The organism is Streptomyces sulphureus DSM 40104 (assembly GCF_000381025.1).
Lineage (GTDB): Bacteria > Actinomycetota > Actinomycetes > Streptomycetales > Streptomycetaceae > Streptomyces > Streptomyces sulphureus.
Window position 1 is genome coordinate 1 of sequence record NZ_KB905834.1, and the last position, 16,471, is coordinate 16,471.

At 69.6% G+C, this 16,471-nt stretch carries 16 protein-coding genes; 4 read left to right on the forward strand and 12 right to left on the reverse strand.

What is annotated here, in order from left to right; genetic code table 11:
- Nucleotides 1-205: 205 nt before the first annotated feature.
- Nucleotides 206-454: a hypothetical protein gene (locus tag F603_RS0130980; RefSeq protein ID WP_019549809.1), complete on the reverse strand. Its 249-nt coding sequence runs from the start codon at nt 452-454 to the stop codon at nt 206-208.
- Nucleotides 455-1,149: 695 nt separating this feature from the next.
- Between F603_RS0130980 and F603_RS0130985 the strand changes: the two genes are divergently transcribed.
- From F603_RS0130985 to F603_RS36170, 4 genes are all read left to right on the forward strand, one after another.
- Entirely contained in the window at nt 1,150-2,292 is a 1,143-nt protein-coding gene (locus F603_RS0130985; RefSeq protein ID WP_245600949.1) for a hypothetical protein, read from the forward strand.
- A 10-nt stretch (nt 2,293-2,302) separates the two neighbouring features.
- Complete coding sequence (locus F603_RS0130990) at nt 2,303-2,848, forward strand: GNAT family N-acetyltransferase (RefSeq protein ID WP_019549811.1); 546 nt, start codon at nt 2,303-2,305, stop codon at nt 2,846-2,848.
- Nucleotides 2,849-3,146: 298 nt separating this feature from the next.
- Nucleotides 3,147-3,695: a hypothetical protein gene (locus F603_RS0130995; protein ID WP_019549812.1), complete on the forward strand. Its 549-nt coding sequence runs from the start codon at nt 3,147-3,149 to the stop codon at nt 3,693-3,695.
- A gap of 20 nt (nt 3,696-3,715) precedes the next feature.
- Nucleotides 3,716-4,522 (forward strand): hypothetical protein, encoded by an 807-nt coding sequence (locus F603_RS36170; protein ID WP_019549813.1) that lies wholly within the window; start codon nt 3,716-3,718, stop codon nt 4,520-4,522.
- A 49-nt stretch (nt 4,523-4,571) separates the two neighbouring features.
- On the opposite strand, the gene F603_RS0131005 is transcribed toward F603_RS36170, so the two are convergent.
- The 11 genes from F603_RS0131005 to F603_RS0131055 all read right to left on the reverse strand — a co-directional run bounded on the left by F603_RS0131005 (nt 4,572) and on the right by F603_RS0131055 (nt 16,471).
- Nucleotides 4,572-4,850, reverse strand: coding sequence for a hypothetical protein (locus F603_RS0131005; protein ID WP_019549814.1), 279 nt, complete (start codon nt 4,848-4,850; stop codon nt 4,572-4,574).
- Nucleotides 4,850-5,200, reverse strand: coding sequence for a hypothetical protein (locus tag F603_RS0131010; protein ID WP_019549815.1), 351 nt, complete (start codon nt 5,198-5,200; stop codon nt 4,850-4,852). Before F603_RS0131010 ends, F603_RS0131005 begins: the two co-directional genes overlap by 1 nt.
- Before the next feature lie 3 nt (nt 5,201-5,203).
- Entirely contained in the window at nt 5,204-6,079 is an 876-nt protein-coding gene (locus F603_RS36425) for a GH25 family lysozyme (RefSeq protein WP_019549816.1), read from the reverse strand.
- Nucleotides 6,076-7,911: a hypothetical protein gene (locus F603_RS0131020; protein WP_019549817.1), complete on the reverse strand. Its 1,836-nt coding sequence runs from the start codon at nt 7,909-7,911 to the stop codon at nt 6,076-6,078. Before F603_RS0131020 ends, F603_RS36425 begins: the two co-directional genes overlap by 4 nt.
- Before the next feature lie 38 nt (nt 7,912-7,949).
- A complete protein-coding gene (locus F603_RS0131025; protein ID WP_019549818.1) occupies nt 7,950-8,159 on the reverse strand; it encodes a hypothetical protein in 210 nt (69 codons plus the stop codon).
- Nucleotides 8,156-10,561: a phage baseplate protein gene (locus F603_RS33670; RefSeq protein ID WP_019549819.1), complete on the reverse strand. Its 2,406-nt coding sequence runs from the start codon at nt 10,559-10,561 to the stop codon at nt 8,156-8,158. Before F603_RS33670 ends, F603_RS0131025 begins: the two co-directional genes overlap by 4 nt.
- Nucleotides 10,562-10,565: 4 nt before the next feature.
- Nucleotides 10,566-11,804 (reverse strand): hypothetical protein, encoded by a 1,239-nt coding sequence (locus tag F603_RS0131035; RefSeq protein WP_019549820.1) that lies wholly within the window; start codon nt 11,802-11,804, stop codon nt 10,566-10,568.
- Complete coding sequence (locus tag F603_RS33255; RefSeq protein ID WP_019549821.1) at nt 11,805-14,831, reverse strand: phage tail protein; 3,027 nt, start codon at nt 14,829-14,831, stop codon at nt 11,805-11,807.
- A 108-nt stretch (nt 14,832-14,939) separates the two neighbouring features.
- Nucleotides 14,940-15,503: a hypothetical protein gene (locus F603_RS0131045; protein WP_019549822.1), complete on the reverse strand. Its 564-nt coding sequence runs from the start codon at nt 15,501-15,503 to the stop codon at nt 14,940-14,942.
- Complete coding sequence (locus tag F603_RS0131050; protein ID WP_019549823.1) at nt 15,500-15,949, reverse strand: hypothetical protein; 450 nt, start codon at nt 15,947-15,949, stop codon at nt 15,500-15,502. Before F603_RS0131050 ends, F603_RS0131045 begins: the two co-directional genes overlap by 4 nt.
- 108 nt (nt 15,950-16,057) lie before the next feature.
- On the reverse strand, nt 16,058-16,471 hold the full coding sequence (locus tag F603_RS0131055) for an HK97 gp10 family phage protein (protein WP_019549824.1): 414 nt from the start codon (nt 16,469-16,471) through the stop codon (nt 16,058-16,060).

Here is a 16,471-nt window from a genome sequence, read left to right on the forward strand (position 1 = left end):
GCGGCGACGGTGCGGTAGATGTGCTCGGCGTCGTCGCTCGGATCGGTGTCGGTATCGGACATGGGTCCCCGCCTCGTTGGGTGTGTGGTGTGGTGCTCCGCCGCGTCGATGTCTTAGAGGCCGACGCGGCGGAGCCTTTCCCGGGAGCCTCTGTCGCCGGGAGTCCAGGGGTGAGGGAGCAGCCCCCGCCGGGCCCCATCCGGCCTTACTGCGTCTTCGGGTCCTCCACCGCGCGCAGGCCCGACCTCACCCGCTCGGGCGGCTTGACGCGCCGCGTGAGGTCCTCGTTGTCCGCCTGGATGCGCAGGTAGTGGGTGTGTCCGGTCTCCCGGTGGTGGCGGTCGCGCCAGGCGTCCGCACTCGCCTTCGAGGGCAGGGCGTTGGCCTCTGCCTCGCACTCACGGCCGCCGGTCTGGGTGGTGCAGACGACGTCCCACAGCGTCCGAGTGATCACCGGGCCTCCCTCCCACGAGAACGAAGAGCGCTCAGGACCTCGCGGTCTTCAGCACGGCGTACCGATGCAGGGGTGGTGCTCCACGCCGGGCCGGTCCCTTCCGGCAGGGGACGCAGCCGGACCTCGTGCGGCCGCACCTCCTCCACCACACCGAGACGCCCGGTCAGACTGTCGATCACCGAGTCACCGTGCCGCATGGCCCACCTTGTGAGGCGTTGCTGTGCGGTGAGGGCGCCCCGCTCGGATATTGCTTGTCATCGTCGGAACTCCCTGGTCATACGTGTACTGGTGCACGTCCATGCACTCAGCGAGTGCTGGTAAGAGCGTTCCAACCTGATGCCAGACGGCTCTACCCCCAACTTGCCCTCGGAGTGAGGTGCGGTCGTTCGCGGGTTCTCCTCGGCCATTCCCCGGGTCTTCCTCGGAACCGCTAAGTGCCGCCGATAACGGGCAGATTGAGGGGCAGGCGGTCTACCGTCGTGCCACGTCGTGCCAGGAGGTTGGAGGGCGCTGTGTTGTTCTTCCGGCAAGTCCTCGCGGCCCGCGGAATGCGAAGCCCTGAGGACTTCCTTCCTCGGTATCGCGAAGCAGCCGCGAAGCTCGGGGAGACCGCTGAACCGGCCCTGAAAACCATCGAAGGGTGGATCTACGAGGGCCGGAGGCCACAGCGGGCCTTCCGACGGGTCGTGGTCGAGATGTTGAACTACGGCATCGATGACCTGTGGACCGACGTCCCCGAAGGGGCCGGGTCAGCCTTCGTTCCTCTCACTGACACGTCACCAGGTGCAGTTGGTGCCGACAACGGCGTCAACTTGAGCGAGATGAAAAGGACGGGCACGATGGCAGTGCAACGGGCGAAAGCGTTCCTGCTGAGCAACGACCAGAACCGAGTAGGTGACGATACGCTCGGCCTCCTCGACGACGAGGTGTCGCGTCTGGTCTTCGCATACCCGCGTGAGCCCCTGTCGGCGATCTGGGACGACCTGCTGGAAACCCAGGACCAAGTCTTTCGCCTCCTGGACGGCGGCAAGGTTCGACCGTCCCAACTGCGAGATCTCAACTTCAAGGCCGCGGTGCTGTCCTTCCTCGTAGCCAAGGGCTTCAACGATATGGAAGCTCGCGCGGAGGCGATGACGATGACCCGCGTCGCCGCCTCGTGCGCCAAGGAAGCCGAGCATGCCGGCCTGATCGCCCTCACTGACGGGCTCAAGTCGCTGATCGCGTACTGGGCGGACAAGCCGCAGGATGCCCACTTCTACGCCAGCCAAGGAGCACAGGCCACCGAGAACCTGCGCGGGACGGTCGGCCTGTGGCTGCTCGGTCTCAAGTCCCGCGCCGCCGCAGTCCTAGGCGACGAGGAGACGGTACGTACCGCCAACCAACAAGCCAACGACCGGCGAGAGGTCGTCGTGCACGACGACCTCGATCAACTCGGCGGCCTGTTCACCTACGCCCCTGAGAAGCAGCTCTACTACGCAGTGGAGTCGGAGGCACTGCTCGGCCACGGCAATGCGGCACTCGGTGCGCAGGCGGAACAAGCCGTGCAAGACTTCAGCGATCCGTCCTCACCGCACTGGGCCTTCGGCGACCTCGCGGGAGCACAGTGCGACCTCGCGCTGATCCGTCTCTTCGGTGGAGACCTAGACGGAGCCGTGGAGGCCATCCGACCCGTCTTGGACCTTCCGGTCTCCCATCGGAACAACGGCATCGTCGGGAGCGCGCTACGAGTACGTCAAGCCCTGATGAACAGCCCCGCACGCACCGCCGTTGCAGCCCAGGACCTCTGCGCCGAGATCGAATCCTTCCCGTCGAGCCGGCGCGCCCTGCCCCGGGGGTAGGGTCCGAGCCATGTACCCGGTCAACCGATCAAGCTCACGCCTGAAGCTACGCGAGCTCGCCCACGACGATGTCGACGCTGTGCTCGCCATCTACGGCAGCCCCGCGGCTACCGAACACCTGTCGTTCGAGCCGCGTAGCCGCGAGCAGGTCGAACAGATCGTGTCCAGGTCGGTCGCCTCGGCAGCAGAGAGCCCGCGTACCGAGTACGCGCTCGCCGTCGTCCAGCGAGACACGAACGACCTGATCGGGTTCGGCCGCATCGCTACTGATCCACATCAGCCGCGCGGCGCTACGTTCGGTTTCGCACTGCGCCCAGACACCTGGGGCGCCGGCCTCGGCCTCGAATCCGTCCAGCTCCTACTCGGCGTCGGGTTCGAGGAGCTGGAGCTTCACCGCATCTGGGGAGCGCGCTCCCCGCACAACAAGGCGTCTGCGAAGACCCTGACCGCTGCTGGGATGGTCGAAGAAGGGACCATCCGCGAGCACATTTTGAAGGCTGGTCAGTGGCGCGACTCCGTCGTACACGCCATGCTTGCCCGTGAATGGATTGCGTGACACTGGCACCGCCAACACCGCCGGTCAGGAAGATGCTCCCCGCGCGTGCGGGGGTGGCCCGCCTGTTGCTCCGGGCTCCACTCGGCCGGCTCGATGCTCCCCGCACATGTAGGGATGGCCCCAAGACCCCTGCCGTTCGATACGACGGCAGGGGTCTTCCCGAGCGATAGACACAGTCCTAACCTGCGCCGCCCTCGGGCGAGACTCCTCCGCGGTACGTGCTCCTCCTGACTGGCTGCGTGCTTGAACTTCGCCTCACCGTGAGGCATAGTTAGGTCATCGACAGAGGGAGGACCCGATGGACACCGCCGCCGCTGCACTCCAGGCCGACGTGACCGTAGCCACCATCCGCTACTGGTGCCGCTACGGAGCCGTCGCCGCCATCAAGCGCGCGGGCCGCTGGGTCATCTCCGCCTCCTCCCTCGCTCACCGCATCACTCTCGGCGCCATGCGCGCCAGGAAGGCGGCCACCATGACCACGACCACCGGCACGCTCGTGCAGATCAGGGGCGGCGAGTACGGCATCCGCGGCGACGCCGACGCCCTCGCCGCCGCCTACGCCGACGGCGCACCCGTCACACCCACCAACGCGCCCTACGCGCAGGATCGCATCTACCTCGGCGACACCCAGGCGACCTACGGCGACTTCGGCATCACCACCGAGCAACGCGGCCTGGCCTACACCCGCGAAGACGGTCAGGCCGTCTATCACATCGACCTCAGCCGCCTCGCCAAGCACGCCCCGGCTTTCGCCGCCGCCCTCCAGCAGCTCGAAGACGAAGCCGACGCCGCTGACGCCGCGATGCGCGCCCGCGACGACGAGTACCTCAACCCCCGCTACATGTGACGACTTCTCAAGGAGCGCTCGTGCCTACCTACGCCACTGTTCGCCTGCGGAACTTCACAGAGCCGGTCGACGTCGACTTGGACACCCTCACCCCCAAAGCCCGCGCGTTGGCTGAAGCCATCAGCATGAGCTTCGACCACCAGCCGCTTGGCGTGCTGTGTGACACCGGACGCACCAAGGGCGACAACCCCCACCACGCCTACTGGCACGGCACCGGCCCGAAAGCTGATGCGATCGCCGACGAGCCCGACCTGCGCTTCATGACCAACCTCGAACTTCTCCACGCAGGGTCGTCGACCAGCGAGGCGGAGTGGCTGGAGTACAACGCCCGCCAGATCCCCTACTACGCCTGGCCGATCGCCGGTGCGCGCAGCCGCATGGAGCCGCTGGAGGAGCGAGTGCCCTCAGCGGAGGCGGCACGCGAGGACCGGTGCCTGACCGCGGAGCAGGCGCAGCGCTACCTCGCAGACCTCGGCGTCAGCCTCACCAAGGACGCCTGGACCACGCTGCAACGCGTGGAGCACGCGCCCCGGCCCTACCGCTACGCCCTGGGCGAGATGATGCCGCTGTGGCACGCCGACCAGCTCGACGCCTACGCGCAGCGGCCGCACGAGCGGTGGACGATCTCCCGCGTCGCCGAGGAACTCGGCTACACGGGTCCCTCAGCGACAGGGACCGCGAGGAAGCAGCTCCACCGCTGGGGGCTCGCCGCCAGCGGCCGCGCCGCAGGACGCGGCGGAGAGAGCCTGTACGCGGCCGACCAGGTGCGCGCCCTGCACGGTGCACGCCCCGGCCGGGGCCGCCGTACCGACCTCACGTCGCCCTAGTCGCCTACTGTTCCCCGTGTTACACGGGGATGGACCCGGCGGGGGGCTTTTAACCGAGACGTTCGTACAGCGACACCACCAACGCCCCCACCCCGGACAACGCCGCGATCGACGGCAGAGGCCACCGCCCGCGCCTCAACTCCTCAACGGCGCCGCGCAACTCCGCGATGTCCTTGTCATGATCCTCGCGGAGCTGCCGCACATCCGCCTCCGCCCGATCCGTCCGCTCCAGCACCACATCGAGCCGACCGCCCAGCCGCGCGAACCCCGCCTCGGTGACACCGCGCAGCCGCTCCAGCTCGACCGCGACGGTCGGCTCCTCCGCCATCAGCTCGCCAGCGTCCGCGCCGACTTCGGCTCGACCGGCGCCACCTGACCGCGAGTCAGAAGCATCAGCACGGCCAGAACGAGCGCGTTCACCGCGCCCACGGTCTCGGGACTCACCTCGAACCCGTACGCGGCCAGCAGTGCGGCACCGGCAGCCACCACCCCGGTGAAGGCGGACGGCGCGACGGGTCTGGTCAGCGCGGCCGTCACCGCAGCGCCGACGGCGGACAACAGCGCGGTGATCGCGCCGGCCTGTTCCGCGCTCATGCCGATGTTGAAGGTGACGACGAGGCCGAGCGCCGCCGACACCACGCCGAGCACCAGGGCGGGTTCGCGTCCGAAGATCTTCACTGTTCAGTCCTCCTCAACCAGCGCGTCGCCGAGCCGGTCGAGCGCGGCTTGGGCGCCGGCCTCGGCCGCGGCCTTGATCTCGGCAGCGGTCAGTCCGCCGCCGGAGCCGATCGCGTCCACCAGCTTGTCGATCGTCGCCTGCTGCGCGCCGAGCTGCGCCAGGATCTTCGTGGAGTTGTCGGCGGCGATGTGCGCGTAGCCGTAGCCAGAGCCGAGCGCCGTCTGCACGCTGATCTGCCCGTCCTGCAATCCGGTCTGCTTCGGGAAGGCTTCGCTGACCCAATCAGCGATCTTCACCTGGTCGTTGAGCTGCATGTCGTCCTCCTGCGTGCTGCCGGTCGCCCACGTCCGCATAGCCGCGCGGCTGGAGAAGCGGGCGAGGTTCGTGTCGACGGGGGTGCTGGTGTACTGGTGGATCAGCCACGGCGCCTTGATCGACGGTTTGCCGGGCTTGCCGTTGTACTGGGCGATCCACAGGCCGTCTCCGGCGAAGGAGGTGCTGTCGCGGTTGAGCCAGTAGTCGCGGTTGCAGTACAGGAGCACCTTGTGGCCGGGGCGCTTCTTCTGCACGTACTTGATCCACTTGTCCTTGCTCGCGTTGCTGACTCCGGGGTCCTCCCAGTCGAGGACGAGCATGTCCCCCGCGACGAGGTTGATCTTCGAGAGGAAGTAGTCCGCCTGGGCGGTCATCGAGCCCGGTCGCACGAAGTGGTAGAAGCCCGTGACGAGCCCCGCATCCCTCGCCGTCTTGCGTTGGGCGACCCATTTCGGGTTTGTGTACGTGGTCCCCTCGGTGATTTTGATGATGACGAAATCCAGACCCTTTGTGCTGTACCGCTCGGACTGGTACGAGGAGACGTCAATCCCCTTAACGGTCACGCTGCATCGCCCCCTGAGGCTGGCGCATAGGTAATGTTTCGGAATTTCCCCTCGAAGCGATTCGCGGTCGACCCGAAGAAGGATTCTTCTTTCTCAATCCAAAAGTATCCGCCTCGGTACTGCTGATCGCCGGTCGTCACCGTGACCCGCTGGCCATTGGCCATGACCCGCGTAAACGTGATCTGCGTCGGGGAGACGACGAGTTCGTACGTGTTGTAGGCGTTGGCCGCAATAGCCGGGGAATTCGCCGTCGCGAGAGACACAATGTCGCTGTCCTGCGACGCCCATTTACCGATGCCGATTTCGCCATTCTGACGCTGATAGACGCGGTAAAGTGTCTTCTGCCCCTCCGGGAATCCGGACGGATTTGCCTGCGCGTCCTCAGGCCACTCACGCGGATCAGCATCCGTAGCAGCCCCGAAAAGCAGACCCATCTTGGCGCGGGCTGCGACGGACGCGAGCGTGTTCCACTTCATGTCCCACGTGATGGTGTAGCTCTCCGCATCCGTCAGCGGCGCCTCCCAGCCACAGAGCACGGCCGCCCGGCCCAAATCCTCCCCGAATCCCGACGGCAGAATCAGCCCTTGCTCGGCGGCCTCCACGCGGCCCCGCACTTGGCCGGTCGGCGAGACGACATTGCCCTGATCGGTGCGGTAGGTGAGCTGGCCCGTGCCGGGCCGCCGGTGCTCCCACGGGTCATACTCCGCGCGGTACCCGTACCGATTGCCGCCCGGGATGCCGCCGCGGTAGTACAGCGGGTCGAGCATGTACCCGCCCCGCAGCTCCAGGGACTCGATCCGCGCCCGGGTCGCGTGCCGCGAGTCGCCCCACATGAGCACCTGAAGCCCGGCGTCCCGGTAGGTGGTGAACACCTCGTCGTCGTAGAGGTGCGAGAGCACGATCCACTCGACGCCGGCGCCGGTCAGATCGTCCACCGGGTACGGCAGCCCGGTCTCACCCCACGTCTCGGGCCGCAGCGGCATCATCACGGGCGTGATCCCCGCGGCCGACACGGTCTCGGCGTTGGTCAACTCGCGCACGCCGATCATCGCCCAGGGCTGCGCGCAGTGCTGAAGCACAGCGCGGATCGCGCCGGTGATCGCGTCCGACTCCGGGTAGGCCGCCGCCTCCGGGTGTGGCGAGCAGTCCATGAGCGCCACGGCCTTGCCGTCGATCCGGGCGAGGAACTCGCCCGCGAGCGGCTGCTGGTACCGAGCCGCGAGCCACCCCCACCAGCCGCCTTTCCGGTCGGTCCGGTCCGCGATCGGGAAGGACTCGCCCGGGTCGTAGGACACCGGGTCGTCGGCGTCACCCGCGTAGTTGATGAGGCTCTTGACTGTGGACGAGCTGACCTGCCGGACGTCCTGGGACACGTAGATGCTGCTCCGCCCGGCGCTCAGACGGTGGTTCCAGTAGTCCACGACGACCCCGACGTCGTCCGACGAGGTGGCGACCTTGAAGCCGATCAGGTCGAAGCCGTGCCCCAGGCAGTATTCGAGCTGGTGCGGCGACGAGTACGGGCCGTGCAGCCCGGCGAGGGCCTCCGCGCCGACCACGCCCGGGGCGGCGGGCAGGGACTCGATCGGGCGGGCGCACACCTCCGGCATGGAGCTGTCGCCGCCCGGCGCGTACAGGCAGCCGTCGGCCCCGAACCGCAGGCTGTTGCCGCTGTCGGTGGAGAGGCAGGCTTGCAGCTTCCCGAGCCCCTTGTCCCACGTCAGGCCGAGCCCGGCGACGTCTGACATCAGGTCATCGGTATCGACGCCGAGCCGCCACGGGGACGGCACCGACCCGTTCCCCGACTTGGTCAGCGGAGGGTCGACCTCCAGCACGCACGAGCAGCTTCCCGTGCATCCGCACCGCGCCACCGCTAATCCTCTCCCTCGTCCAGTTGGTAGGGCACGAGCTGCTCCTGGCCGTCCTCATCGATGACCTGCTGCATCCACTCACCGCCCACGTTGAGCACGAGCACGCCCGTCGAGGCGCCGCCGTCCGCGACCGTCCGGCCGATCGCCCGCTGCACGGAGACAGCGGCGCGCATCGGCCGCTGTGCGGCCCGCTGGCCAGGCAGTGCGCTCATGCGCTCAGCTCCTCGTCCACATCGCCCAGGGGGATCAGCCCGATCCCGACCTTCTCCGCGCCGTCCTGCCAGGTCACGTCGACCTCGGAGAGCGCGAACCCCTGCGCCAGGGGGAGACACAGGCTGTGGGCGAATACGTCCAGCCGCTCCCCAGGAACGAGTTGGCGCATGGTCACTGGGGCGTCCGGGGTGAGTTGCGCGGAGTCCGGCACGCTGACCGACACCGGCACCGGGTACCGACCAGCCAGATCGTCACGCGCCGCCGCCCGAAGGTCAGCGTCGGTGACCTCTTCCTCCTGAAGCTTCACCAGGGTGTCCAGACGCCCATATGCGGTGCCGGTGCGGCCGGTGCCCAGGGTTTTGCCGGTACTGATGTTTCGCGATTCCTGGCTGGTCGCGAACGCGTAAGTGGCCCCGTTGCCCCCGTCCTTGACGACTTCGACATCCCCGGCGATGTGATCGAGCGTCAGCGTCGCCGCGGCCCGCGTCTCGCTCGTCGGCCGGCCCCGCAGCAGCAGCGACCGGCCCACCGTGGTCCAGGTCAACCCCCGCTTCGTCCACTCGCGGAGGATGGTGCCGAGGTACTCGGTCCACACGGTGCCGTTCGTACTGCCGTCCTTCTCGACCTTGATGCGGGGCAGGCCGGTGTCGCGGCGGACGATGTACGGCAGGACCTCGCACCAGTCCGGCGGCACGCTCAGGCTGCTTTCGGCGAGGTTGAGCCTGATGTGGTTCTCGGCGATGTACGTGATCGGCGCCCGCATCCGGCCCCGCGCGTCCGCTGTGCTGGAGGTGTAGGTGACGCGAAATGTGTTCACCACGTGGTCGAGCCACGAGAACACGTCCGTGGCCTCGATGACGACGGTGTTCCGCCCGAACTTCGGTCGCACGACGGGCCCTTGCCAGACGAGTTCGCCGTCGCGGTAGATCGTCAGCTCGTGCACCCACGGCTCCACGAGGCCGAGCGCCTCGCAGCACTCCGCGCCCACGTCGGCCATAGCTACGGTGATCGACGCCTCGCTGACGTCGTTGATCGTGCGGCCCCACGAGACAGCCGTCAGCCGAGGCAGAGCTGTGTACGGGCGGGCACCGCCCCGCCAGTGGATGAGCGCGGTGTACTCGGTGGCGCAGCCCAAGGTGGTGGTCTGGTCCCCGACCGGGCCGCCGCCTCCACCGCACCCCTCCTCAGGCGTGTACGTCACCGCGTCCGAGGTGTCGATCTCGGAGGCGCCCGAAGTGCGCTGGATCACCAGCTTGTAGGTGACCGGCACGCAGGCCGGCGGTGACGAGTCGAGCCACGTCGATCCGGTCGGCAAGGTGTTGCCCTGCCCGGAGAACAGGAGTTGGTCGACGTCGCCGACGCTGCGGAGGATCGACCAGTCCTGAATCCCCGCTGTCTGGGCGAGGTTGACCGTGAGCTCCACTCCGGGCTGCGGCCTGCCCACCACCGCGGCGGTGAGCGTCACGTCCGGGTCCACGCTTGAGTCGATCGCGTACAGGTTCATCAGGCGCGCGCCGACTGGCCCGGTCGCGAAGCCGAACACGAACTGCGGCCGTCCGTCGACGTCCCAGACGGCGACGGACTCCGGCTCGCGGGATTCGAGGGTCAGCGCGTGCAGGTCGTGAACGCGCTGGATCGTCTCCCCGGTACGGATGTCGATGACCGTCCAGTACGCGTCACCGTTCCCCTCGGGCGGCGCAGGGTTGGCGTCTCCGTACGCGGTGCCATGGAACTGGTAGACGTAGTGCCCGTACAGCGTCCACGACTGGAGGCTGGGGAAGGACGGCCGCGCGAACTCGAACAGCGGTGCGCTGAAGTCCTTCGCGCGGAAGTCCTCCAGGCCGAAGACGCGGTACCGCGTACCGCTGCCCGTGTTGTAGGCGATGCCCATGCGGCCGGTGTCGGCGTCCAGACTCGCGGTGATCGCCCGCACGTCCTGGTACGGGCTGATCGGCTCGTACACGTCCAGGTCCGGGGCGCCGACGTCCAGGATCGCGCCGTCCTCGAACGCCATCCTGACCAGTCGGCGGCCGTGCGCGTTGGTGCCGATCGGCTGCTGCTCGGCGTCGTAGGCCAGCCACAAGTACGCCGTACCGTCCTCGTGCTCGACGGCCAGGCCCGCGCCGTGGTCGAAGCCCCGCACGTACATCACGCCCGTGACCTCGCCGTCGAGCGTCACACGGTTGAGCGCCAGGTCCCCGCGCGAGTCCCGTACTCCGGTAGGCGGCGGCTCGGTCTCGTCGGTGAGCTGTATGCCGTTGGCGATGACCTGTGTCGCGTACACCAGCCCGGCCACAGGGTCGTATGCCTGCTGCTGGTGGACTCGGGTCTGATCGAGCGCGACGGCCCCGCCCAGCAGCGGCGTCGCGCTGCCGTCGAGGGTGAACAGGATGTCGGCCACGGTGTCACCCCAAGTCCGCGCGCGGCACGAGTTGCACGCGCGCTGTCGCGTCTGGAGCGGTGTAATCGCTGCGGGACCACACCTCGATGCACAGCCCGGTCGGGCACGCGAACGTCGGCCACTCGAACAGCGCGCCCTTCGTGCCGTAGATGATCGGTGTGGACGTGGCCGTGCCGATGGGGACCTGTGGGCACTCGATCACCGCGCGCCGTACCCGGCCGTCCACGCGCAGCGTCGAACCGCGCGGCAGATACGGGAGGTTGATGTCGGTGCAGGCGTTGCACGGATCGGAGTTGTCCTCGCACGGGGTGCCCTGCGGGTTCGTCCAGAACCGCACCAGGAGGCGGCGCATGTCCGTGGACCCGGCCCGCACCTCCAGCACGGGCACGGTCTCCAGCCACTCCGACTGAGCCAGCGGCGAGACCGCAATCCGCGACCGCTGGAACGTGTCCATTCCTGTCGCATAGCAAGGGGACGCCGGCGCCGGCGGCGCGGGCGGCAGCGGCGGAGGCGGACACAGCGGGTCCTGCGCGCACGGCTCCGGGGTGAGGCACTGCTGATACACCTGGTCCGGGTCGACCGGCCCGACGCGGTCGCCACCGCCGAGCGGCACCCAGTCCGAGCCTGTCGCCAACGGCTCGTGGTAGATCCACGGCACCCCGGCCGCCAGCGAGAACGTCACCGTCGTGAGGACCGCGCCGCCCGCGAGGCGCTGCTGTGCGGTCACCTGGGGGCTGTCGAGAAGTCCGACGTCGTACAGGTGACGCAGCTCCCGCTCACCATCCGTCGGGCAGCAGGAGAAGACGCACATCTCGTCCCCGTTGCACGCGCAGGCAGAGCCGCCCAGCGCGGACGAGAGCCACTCCAGCCCGTACGAGGCGGAGCACTCCCCGTCCGAGATGAGGAGCACGGTGTAGCCGATCTCCCGGTGCGCGCGGCTGACCGGGCCGAGCACCGCGCCGCCGCCGACCAGGGGCACCGGCTCCCGGCTCACCGTGCCCGCGTTGAAGCCGGCGACGTCCAGGCCGAGCACGCCGAGGACGCCGGCGGACTCCGGGACGGCGGGGTCGTACCAGGGTGCGTCGTCGGTCGCCGGGTCCACATACGGCATGTCGCCGAGGGCTGCGGGCAGGTCAGGGCACGGGTCGCACTGCACCGGCACCCCCCGCCCGGCCGCATACACCGCGGCGCGGGCGGAGTTGACGATCTCTGCCCCTGCGAGGTCCATGTAGTCGGCGAGCATCTACACCCCTGCCGCTCTGGCGATCTGTCCTTGGAGGTGCTGGGCGAGCACCGCCGGGTCGGACATCCGGCTTTGGATGTTCCAGTTGTTCGTGATCTGCGTGCCGCCGCCGCCCGCGCCCTGGCGGGCGAGGAGGTCCAGGAGGCCGGACTGCTGAGCGAGCTCGGCGGCGCGCCGCGGCCGGGAGAGGGGAATGATGACCTCCGGGCCGGCCTCGCCGACGAGTCCCTTGACGGGGCTGCGGACGATCCCGCCGTCCGCGAAGGGCAGCGCGTCCTGCACGACGGACGGGAGCCCCGACTTGATGGCAGAGATGATCTTCCCGCCGATGTTGCCGAGGGCGGAGATGATCCGTCCGGGCAGCGACGTGAACATGCTGACAATGCTGCTGATCAGCGAGGACACCGCGCCCCGCGCCGCACTCGCTGCACTCCGGAAAGCCCCGCCGATCCGTGAGCCGAGCGAGGAGAGGGCGGAGCCGATCCGGCCCGGAAGAGTGGTGAAGAGAGAGACCGCCGAGCTGATCAGGCCGCGGGCGGTCGCCAGCGCCCGCGTCCGCGCCGAGGTGAACGCAGACACCACACGCCCGGCGAGGCCCGCGAGCGCCGACCCGACCCGACCCGGCAGGGAGCTGAAGAAGCCCACGGCCGCCGAGATGAAGCCGGTGATCACGGAGCGCGCGAGGGAGAACGCCGTGCGGAAGGGACTCAAGATCAGCGACGGCAGCGAGCCCAGCGCACCGGCGATCCGCCCGGGGAGCGCGGCGATGAAGTTGACGGCCCCGGTCAGCCCGTTGACCAGCCCTGTCAGCACCGCCACCACGCCCCGGATCACCGGCACGACGGCGTTGATCGCGATCCAGGACACGAAGGCCGCGGCGATCTGGAGGATCGGCCCGGCCATGCTGATCATCAGGCTGACCAGCGGTGTCACCGCCGCGACGAGGTCGGCGATGGGCGGCAGCAGCGGCACCAGCGCGTCCATCAGGGCGCTGAAGGCGTCTACCAGCGGCGGCAGAACCGGCATCAGCGCGGAGAGGATCTGCCCGATCAGCGGCGCCAGCGCCGCCACCACCGTGGTGACGGCCGCGCCGACCGACGCGAGTACCGGCGCAAGGGCCTGCGCCGCCTGCCCGAGCGCCGTGCCGAGGGCGGTCGCGACCTGGGTGAGCACCGGGATGAGCGGCTGCACCGCGCCGAGGATGCTGGTCAGCGCGTTGACCAGCGGCGGCAACAGCGGTGTGACGATCTTCAGGGCGGCGCCGAGCACCGCCGTCAGCAGCCGCCCGAGCTGCTGGATGATGGGGCCGAGCGCGCCCGAGAGCTGCTGGATGAGCGGCCCGACAGCCTGAGCCAGGGTCCGCAGCGCGGGCGCGAGCGCACCGGCGAGCGTCCCGACGAGCTGCCCGGCCAGCGGCAGCAACGGCGAGATGGCGTTGACGACGGCCCCGAGCGCGGCGCCCACCGGCACCAGCGCAGGCTGGATCGCACGGAGCGCCCCGGCTACCCCGGTAGCGAGGGACTGGAGCGCCGTAGCGATCGGCGCGAGCGCAGGGCCGAGGGCGGCGATCAGACCCGTCAGCGCAGGGCCGAGCGTCTCGAAAATCGGGACGAAAGCCGGGGCGATGCCGCCGATCACCCTGATCAGCGAGGTGAAGATCGGGCCGAGCGCGGAGCCGATGGCGCCGAGCGCCTCGAAGACCCCGACGAGTGCGCTCGTCCCCTGCGCGGTCTTGAGGAAGTTTGCGACGTGTCCGGTGAGCTGGCTCACGACGCCGAGGACATCGCCGCCGGCCGCGGACGCGGCGGAGAAGACGCTGCCGAGGATGCTGCCGACGTTCGCGAGGATCGCTCCGAGCTGCCGGAAGACCGCGACGGCTTCGCTCACCCAGGCGACGGCCTGGCCGGAGTCGGAGACCTGCGTCATCCACACGCCGAGCCGCGCCCCCGCGTTGCCGATCGCCGCGCCAAGCTTCGGGCCGAAAGCCTCGGCGACGGCGGCCGACATGCGGAGGAAGCCCTCGGTGACGGGCCCGACGGCGAGCCGCAGCCGAGAGGTCGCCGCTTCTGTCCCCTTGACGATCTCCTGCACCGACTCGACGCCGCGGGACGAGGTGACGAACTGCAAAGCGGCTGAAGCCGCCTCGCCGAAGTTCGCCGCGATCGCCCGGGTGCTCTTGGACAGCGACCCGGTCAGCAGCTCCGAGACATCGGCGATCTGGTCGGCGAACTGGGCGAAAAACTTCTGCTGAAGGCTTTCTTGCAGGTCGGAGAGAGGGCTCCGGAGCCCCCGCACTGCCTGCGCCGCGGTCTGCGCGGCCGGCGCCAGCCCCTCGATCGCGTCAGCGAACTCCTCGGCATCGCCCGTCAACGCCGCGCCGAACGCCTCGCCAACTCCGTTGAGGGCCGCGGCGAGCACCCCTACCGCAGCGGCGCTCGTCGTGACGGCCGTGGGCAAGACGGCCAGGATGCCGATCGACGGCGTCAGCGCGGCCGTGAACTGCACCAGGCTGCCCGCTGCGGCGGCTGCCTGCCCGGCCAGCACCACCAGGCCCAGCCCCTTGGTGAGGATGCCGCCCGCGCGGCCGGCGGTGCCTGCGAGGCCGCCGAGGCTGGAGGCGAGCCGCCCGATGCTCGCCGTCGCGCGGGAGGTATCTGCATGCACCGGCACCTGCACCGGCCGAAGCCCGCGGGCCGCGGCCACGATCTGCGCGCGGAACCGGTCAAGGTCTGGGACTACGCGGATATCTGCCGTCAGTCCGCGGGCCGCGTTCCGCACCTGCGACTCGAAGCGGCCCAAGTCCGCGTCGACGCGGACTTGGGCTCGCACGGTCCGCAACGTGCGGCGCAGGTCTCGGGCGATCTGACGCCCGGCCCGCTCTCCGGTGCCGCGCACCGCCCGCTGCACAGCATCGTCCAGGGCCTCGCCGGCGTCCCGGCCCGCGCGGGCGAGTTCCTGGCGGAGCTGGGCTGCGTATCCGGCGGTGTCGGCAGTGATCTGGACGGAGGTGCGGCCGACCTGCGGCACGGGCGGTCACCTCCGGGCATGCACAGCACCCCGGTCATCGGGGTGTGTGCCCGGCCCACCAGCCAGCGGCGTCACCAGGACGGTAGGGGCGCGTACGGGCAGGTCCGACTACTCGTCGCCGTCGTCGGCCATGGCCGCGATCTGCCGCGCCTGCGCCGCCATCTCGGAGTCGGAGAACCCGCGCGGGACGGCAGTCCTGGTGCGGCGGAGTTCGGGCGGTGGGTCGAAGATTGCCTGCTCCACCTTGTGGAGGTCCCTCTCCTCCTGCGCGCCGTCGACCAGCCACGCCCACACGCCGGACACGATCCGGTGTGCTGACGCCGTGTCGACGTCCATCCCGTGCCGCACGCACCAGGCGCCCCAGTCCCGCCACCGCTCCTGAGCGAGGGTGCACAGCCGCGCGGCGGCCCACCACTCCATCCCGAACAGCTCCGGGGCAATACCTAGGACGATGCGCCAGCAGGCGTACATGCCCAGCCGGTCATCCGGGTCGCGCAGCCGCGCGTCGATCTCGCGGCGCTCCTCTCCCTCGAGGAGGCCGGGCACGAGCTGCGGCCACTGCCCGGACGCGGCGATCCCCGCGAGCGTGCGCCCGTCGGGCACCGTGAGGGTGTACGGGCGGCGGTCGATGCTGATGCGCAGCGGCCCCGGCTCGGCGGGGCCGAACCTCACGGCCGCGCGGGCTTCTTGGGCGCCGTCTTCTTCGCAGCGGCCTTCTTCGCCGGCGCCTTCTTCGCCGCGCGTCGCTCCTCACGGTTCGCGGAAGCGAGGCCCATCTCCTCCTGCCGGGCTTCCACCTGCGGCTTATAGTGATCGGCGATCTTCTGCACCAGGTCGATCACGTAGCCGATGCCCACCCGCCGGTTGCCCAGGTCGAGCACCTTGTCCATGACCTCGGCAGCATCGTCCGTGGAAAGGATCATCCGCAGCATCTGCTCGATGATCGCTTTCTGCTCGGTCGGGTCGTCGGCGCGAGCCTCCAGATCCGCGACCAGCAGCCCCACGGAGTCTTTCGGGAAGTGCGCTTCGTACACCTCCCCGTCGATGCGCACGGCGACGGGCGGCAGCGCATCCGGGTCGTGTCCGGCGTCGCCGTCGATCACGAAATCGGTTGCCATGGTGGTCCTCCTCACGGGTCGCGGGGGTTATGCGAGGACATAACCGTGAGGGGGCTTCAGACCCCCACAGCGCCGCGTTGTGGCTGGTGGTCCCCGGCACGGTAGGGGTCAGTACCGCACGGTCCGGTCGATCGGCCACGGCGATACCTCGGCCAGTGCGTCGGCGAGGAACGGCTGCCCGCGCTGCCCACGCACCTCCCGGGCGAACACCCGTCCCCCGCCACGCGGCTGCCAGGACAGCACCCGCGCCCGACGCGGGCGGATCGGCTGGCCCGACGGCCCGTAGATCCCGGTGCCCTCGTGCACGTACGCGGCGTACTCCAAGCTGGACCACACCTCGCCGACGACCTGGGAGCCCCGGACGCTCGTCTCCGACCGGATCGACGCGCGCAGCCTCCCGTTGTCCACCGGTGCTCGTCGGCGGGCCGCAGTCGCGACCGCCGTCGTCACCTCGTCCACGACGCCAGCGAGCACCCGTGCTACCGCTGCCTCGTCCACATCGACATCGACTCGCACGCCCAC

What these genes read in the sequence shown, in the direction of transcription:
- F603_RS0131005 (WP_019549814.1), bottom strand. Translation starts at nt 4,850, where the DNA reads ATGGCGGAGGAGCCGACCGTCGCGGTCGAGCTGGAGCGGCTGCGCGGT.
- F603_RS0131035 (WP_019549820.1), bottom strand. Translation starts at nt 11,804, where the DNA reads ATGCTCGCCGACTACATGGACCTCGCAGGGGCAGAGATCGTCAACTCC.
- F603_RS0130985 (WP_245600949.1), top strand. Translation starts at nt 1,150, where the DNA reads ATGTTGAACTACGGCATCGATGACCTGTGGACCGACGTCCCCGAAGGG.
- F603_RS0130990 (WP_019549811.1), top strand. Translation starts at nt 2,303, where the DNA reads ATGTACCCGGTCAACCGATCAAGCTCACGCCTGAAGCTACGCGAGCTC.
- F603_RS0130995 (WP_019549812.1), top strand. Translation starts at nt 3,147, where the DNA reads ATGGACACCGCCGCCGCTGCACTCCAGGCCGACGTGACCGTAGCCACC.
- F603_RS0131050 (WP_019549823.1), bottom strand. Translation starts at nt 15,949, where the DNA reads ATGGCAACCGATTTCGTGATCGACGGCGACGCCGGACACGACCCGGAT.
- F603_RS0131025 (WP_019549818.1), bottom strand. Translation starts at nt 8,159, where the DNA reads ATGAGCGCACTGCCTGGCCAGCGGGCCGCACAGCGGCCGATGCGCGCC.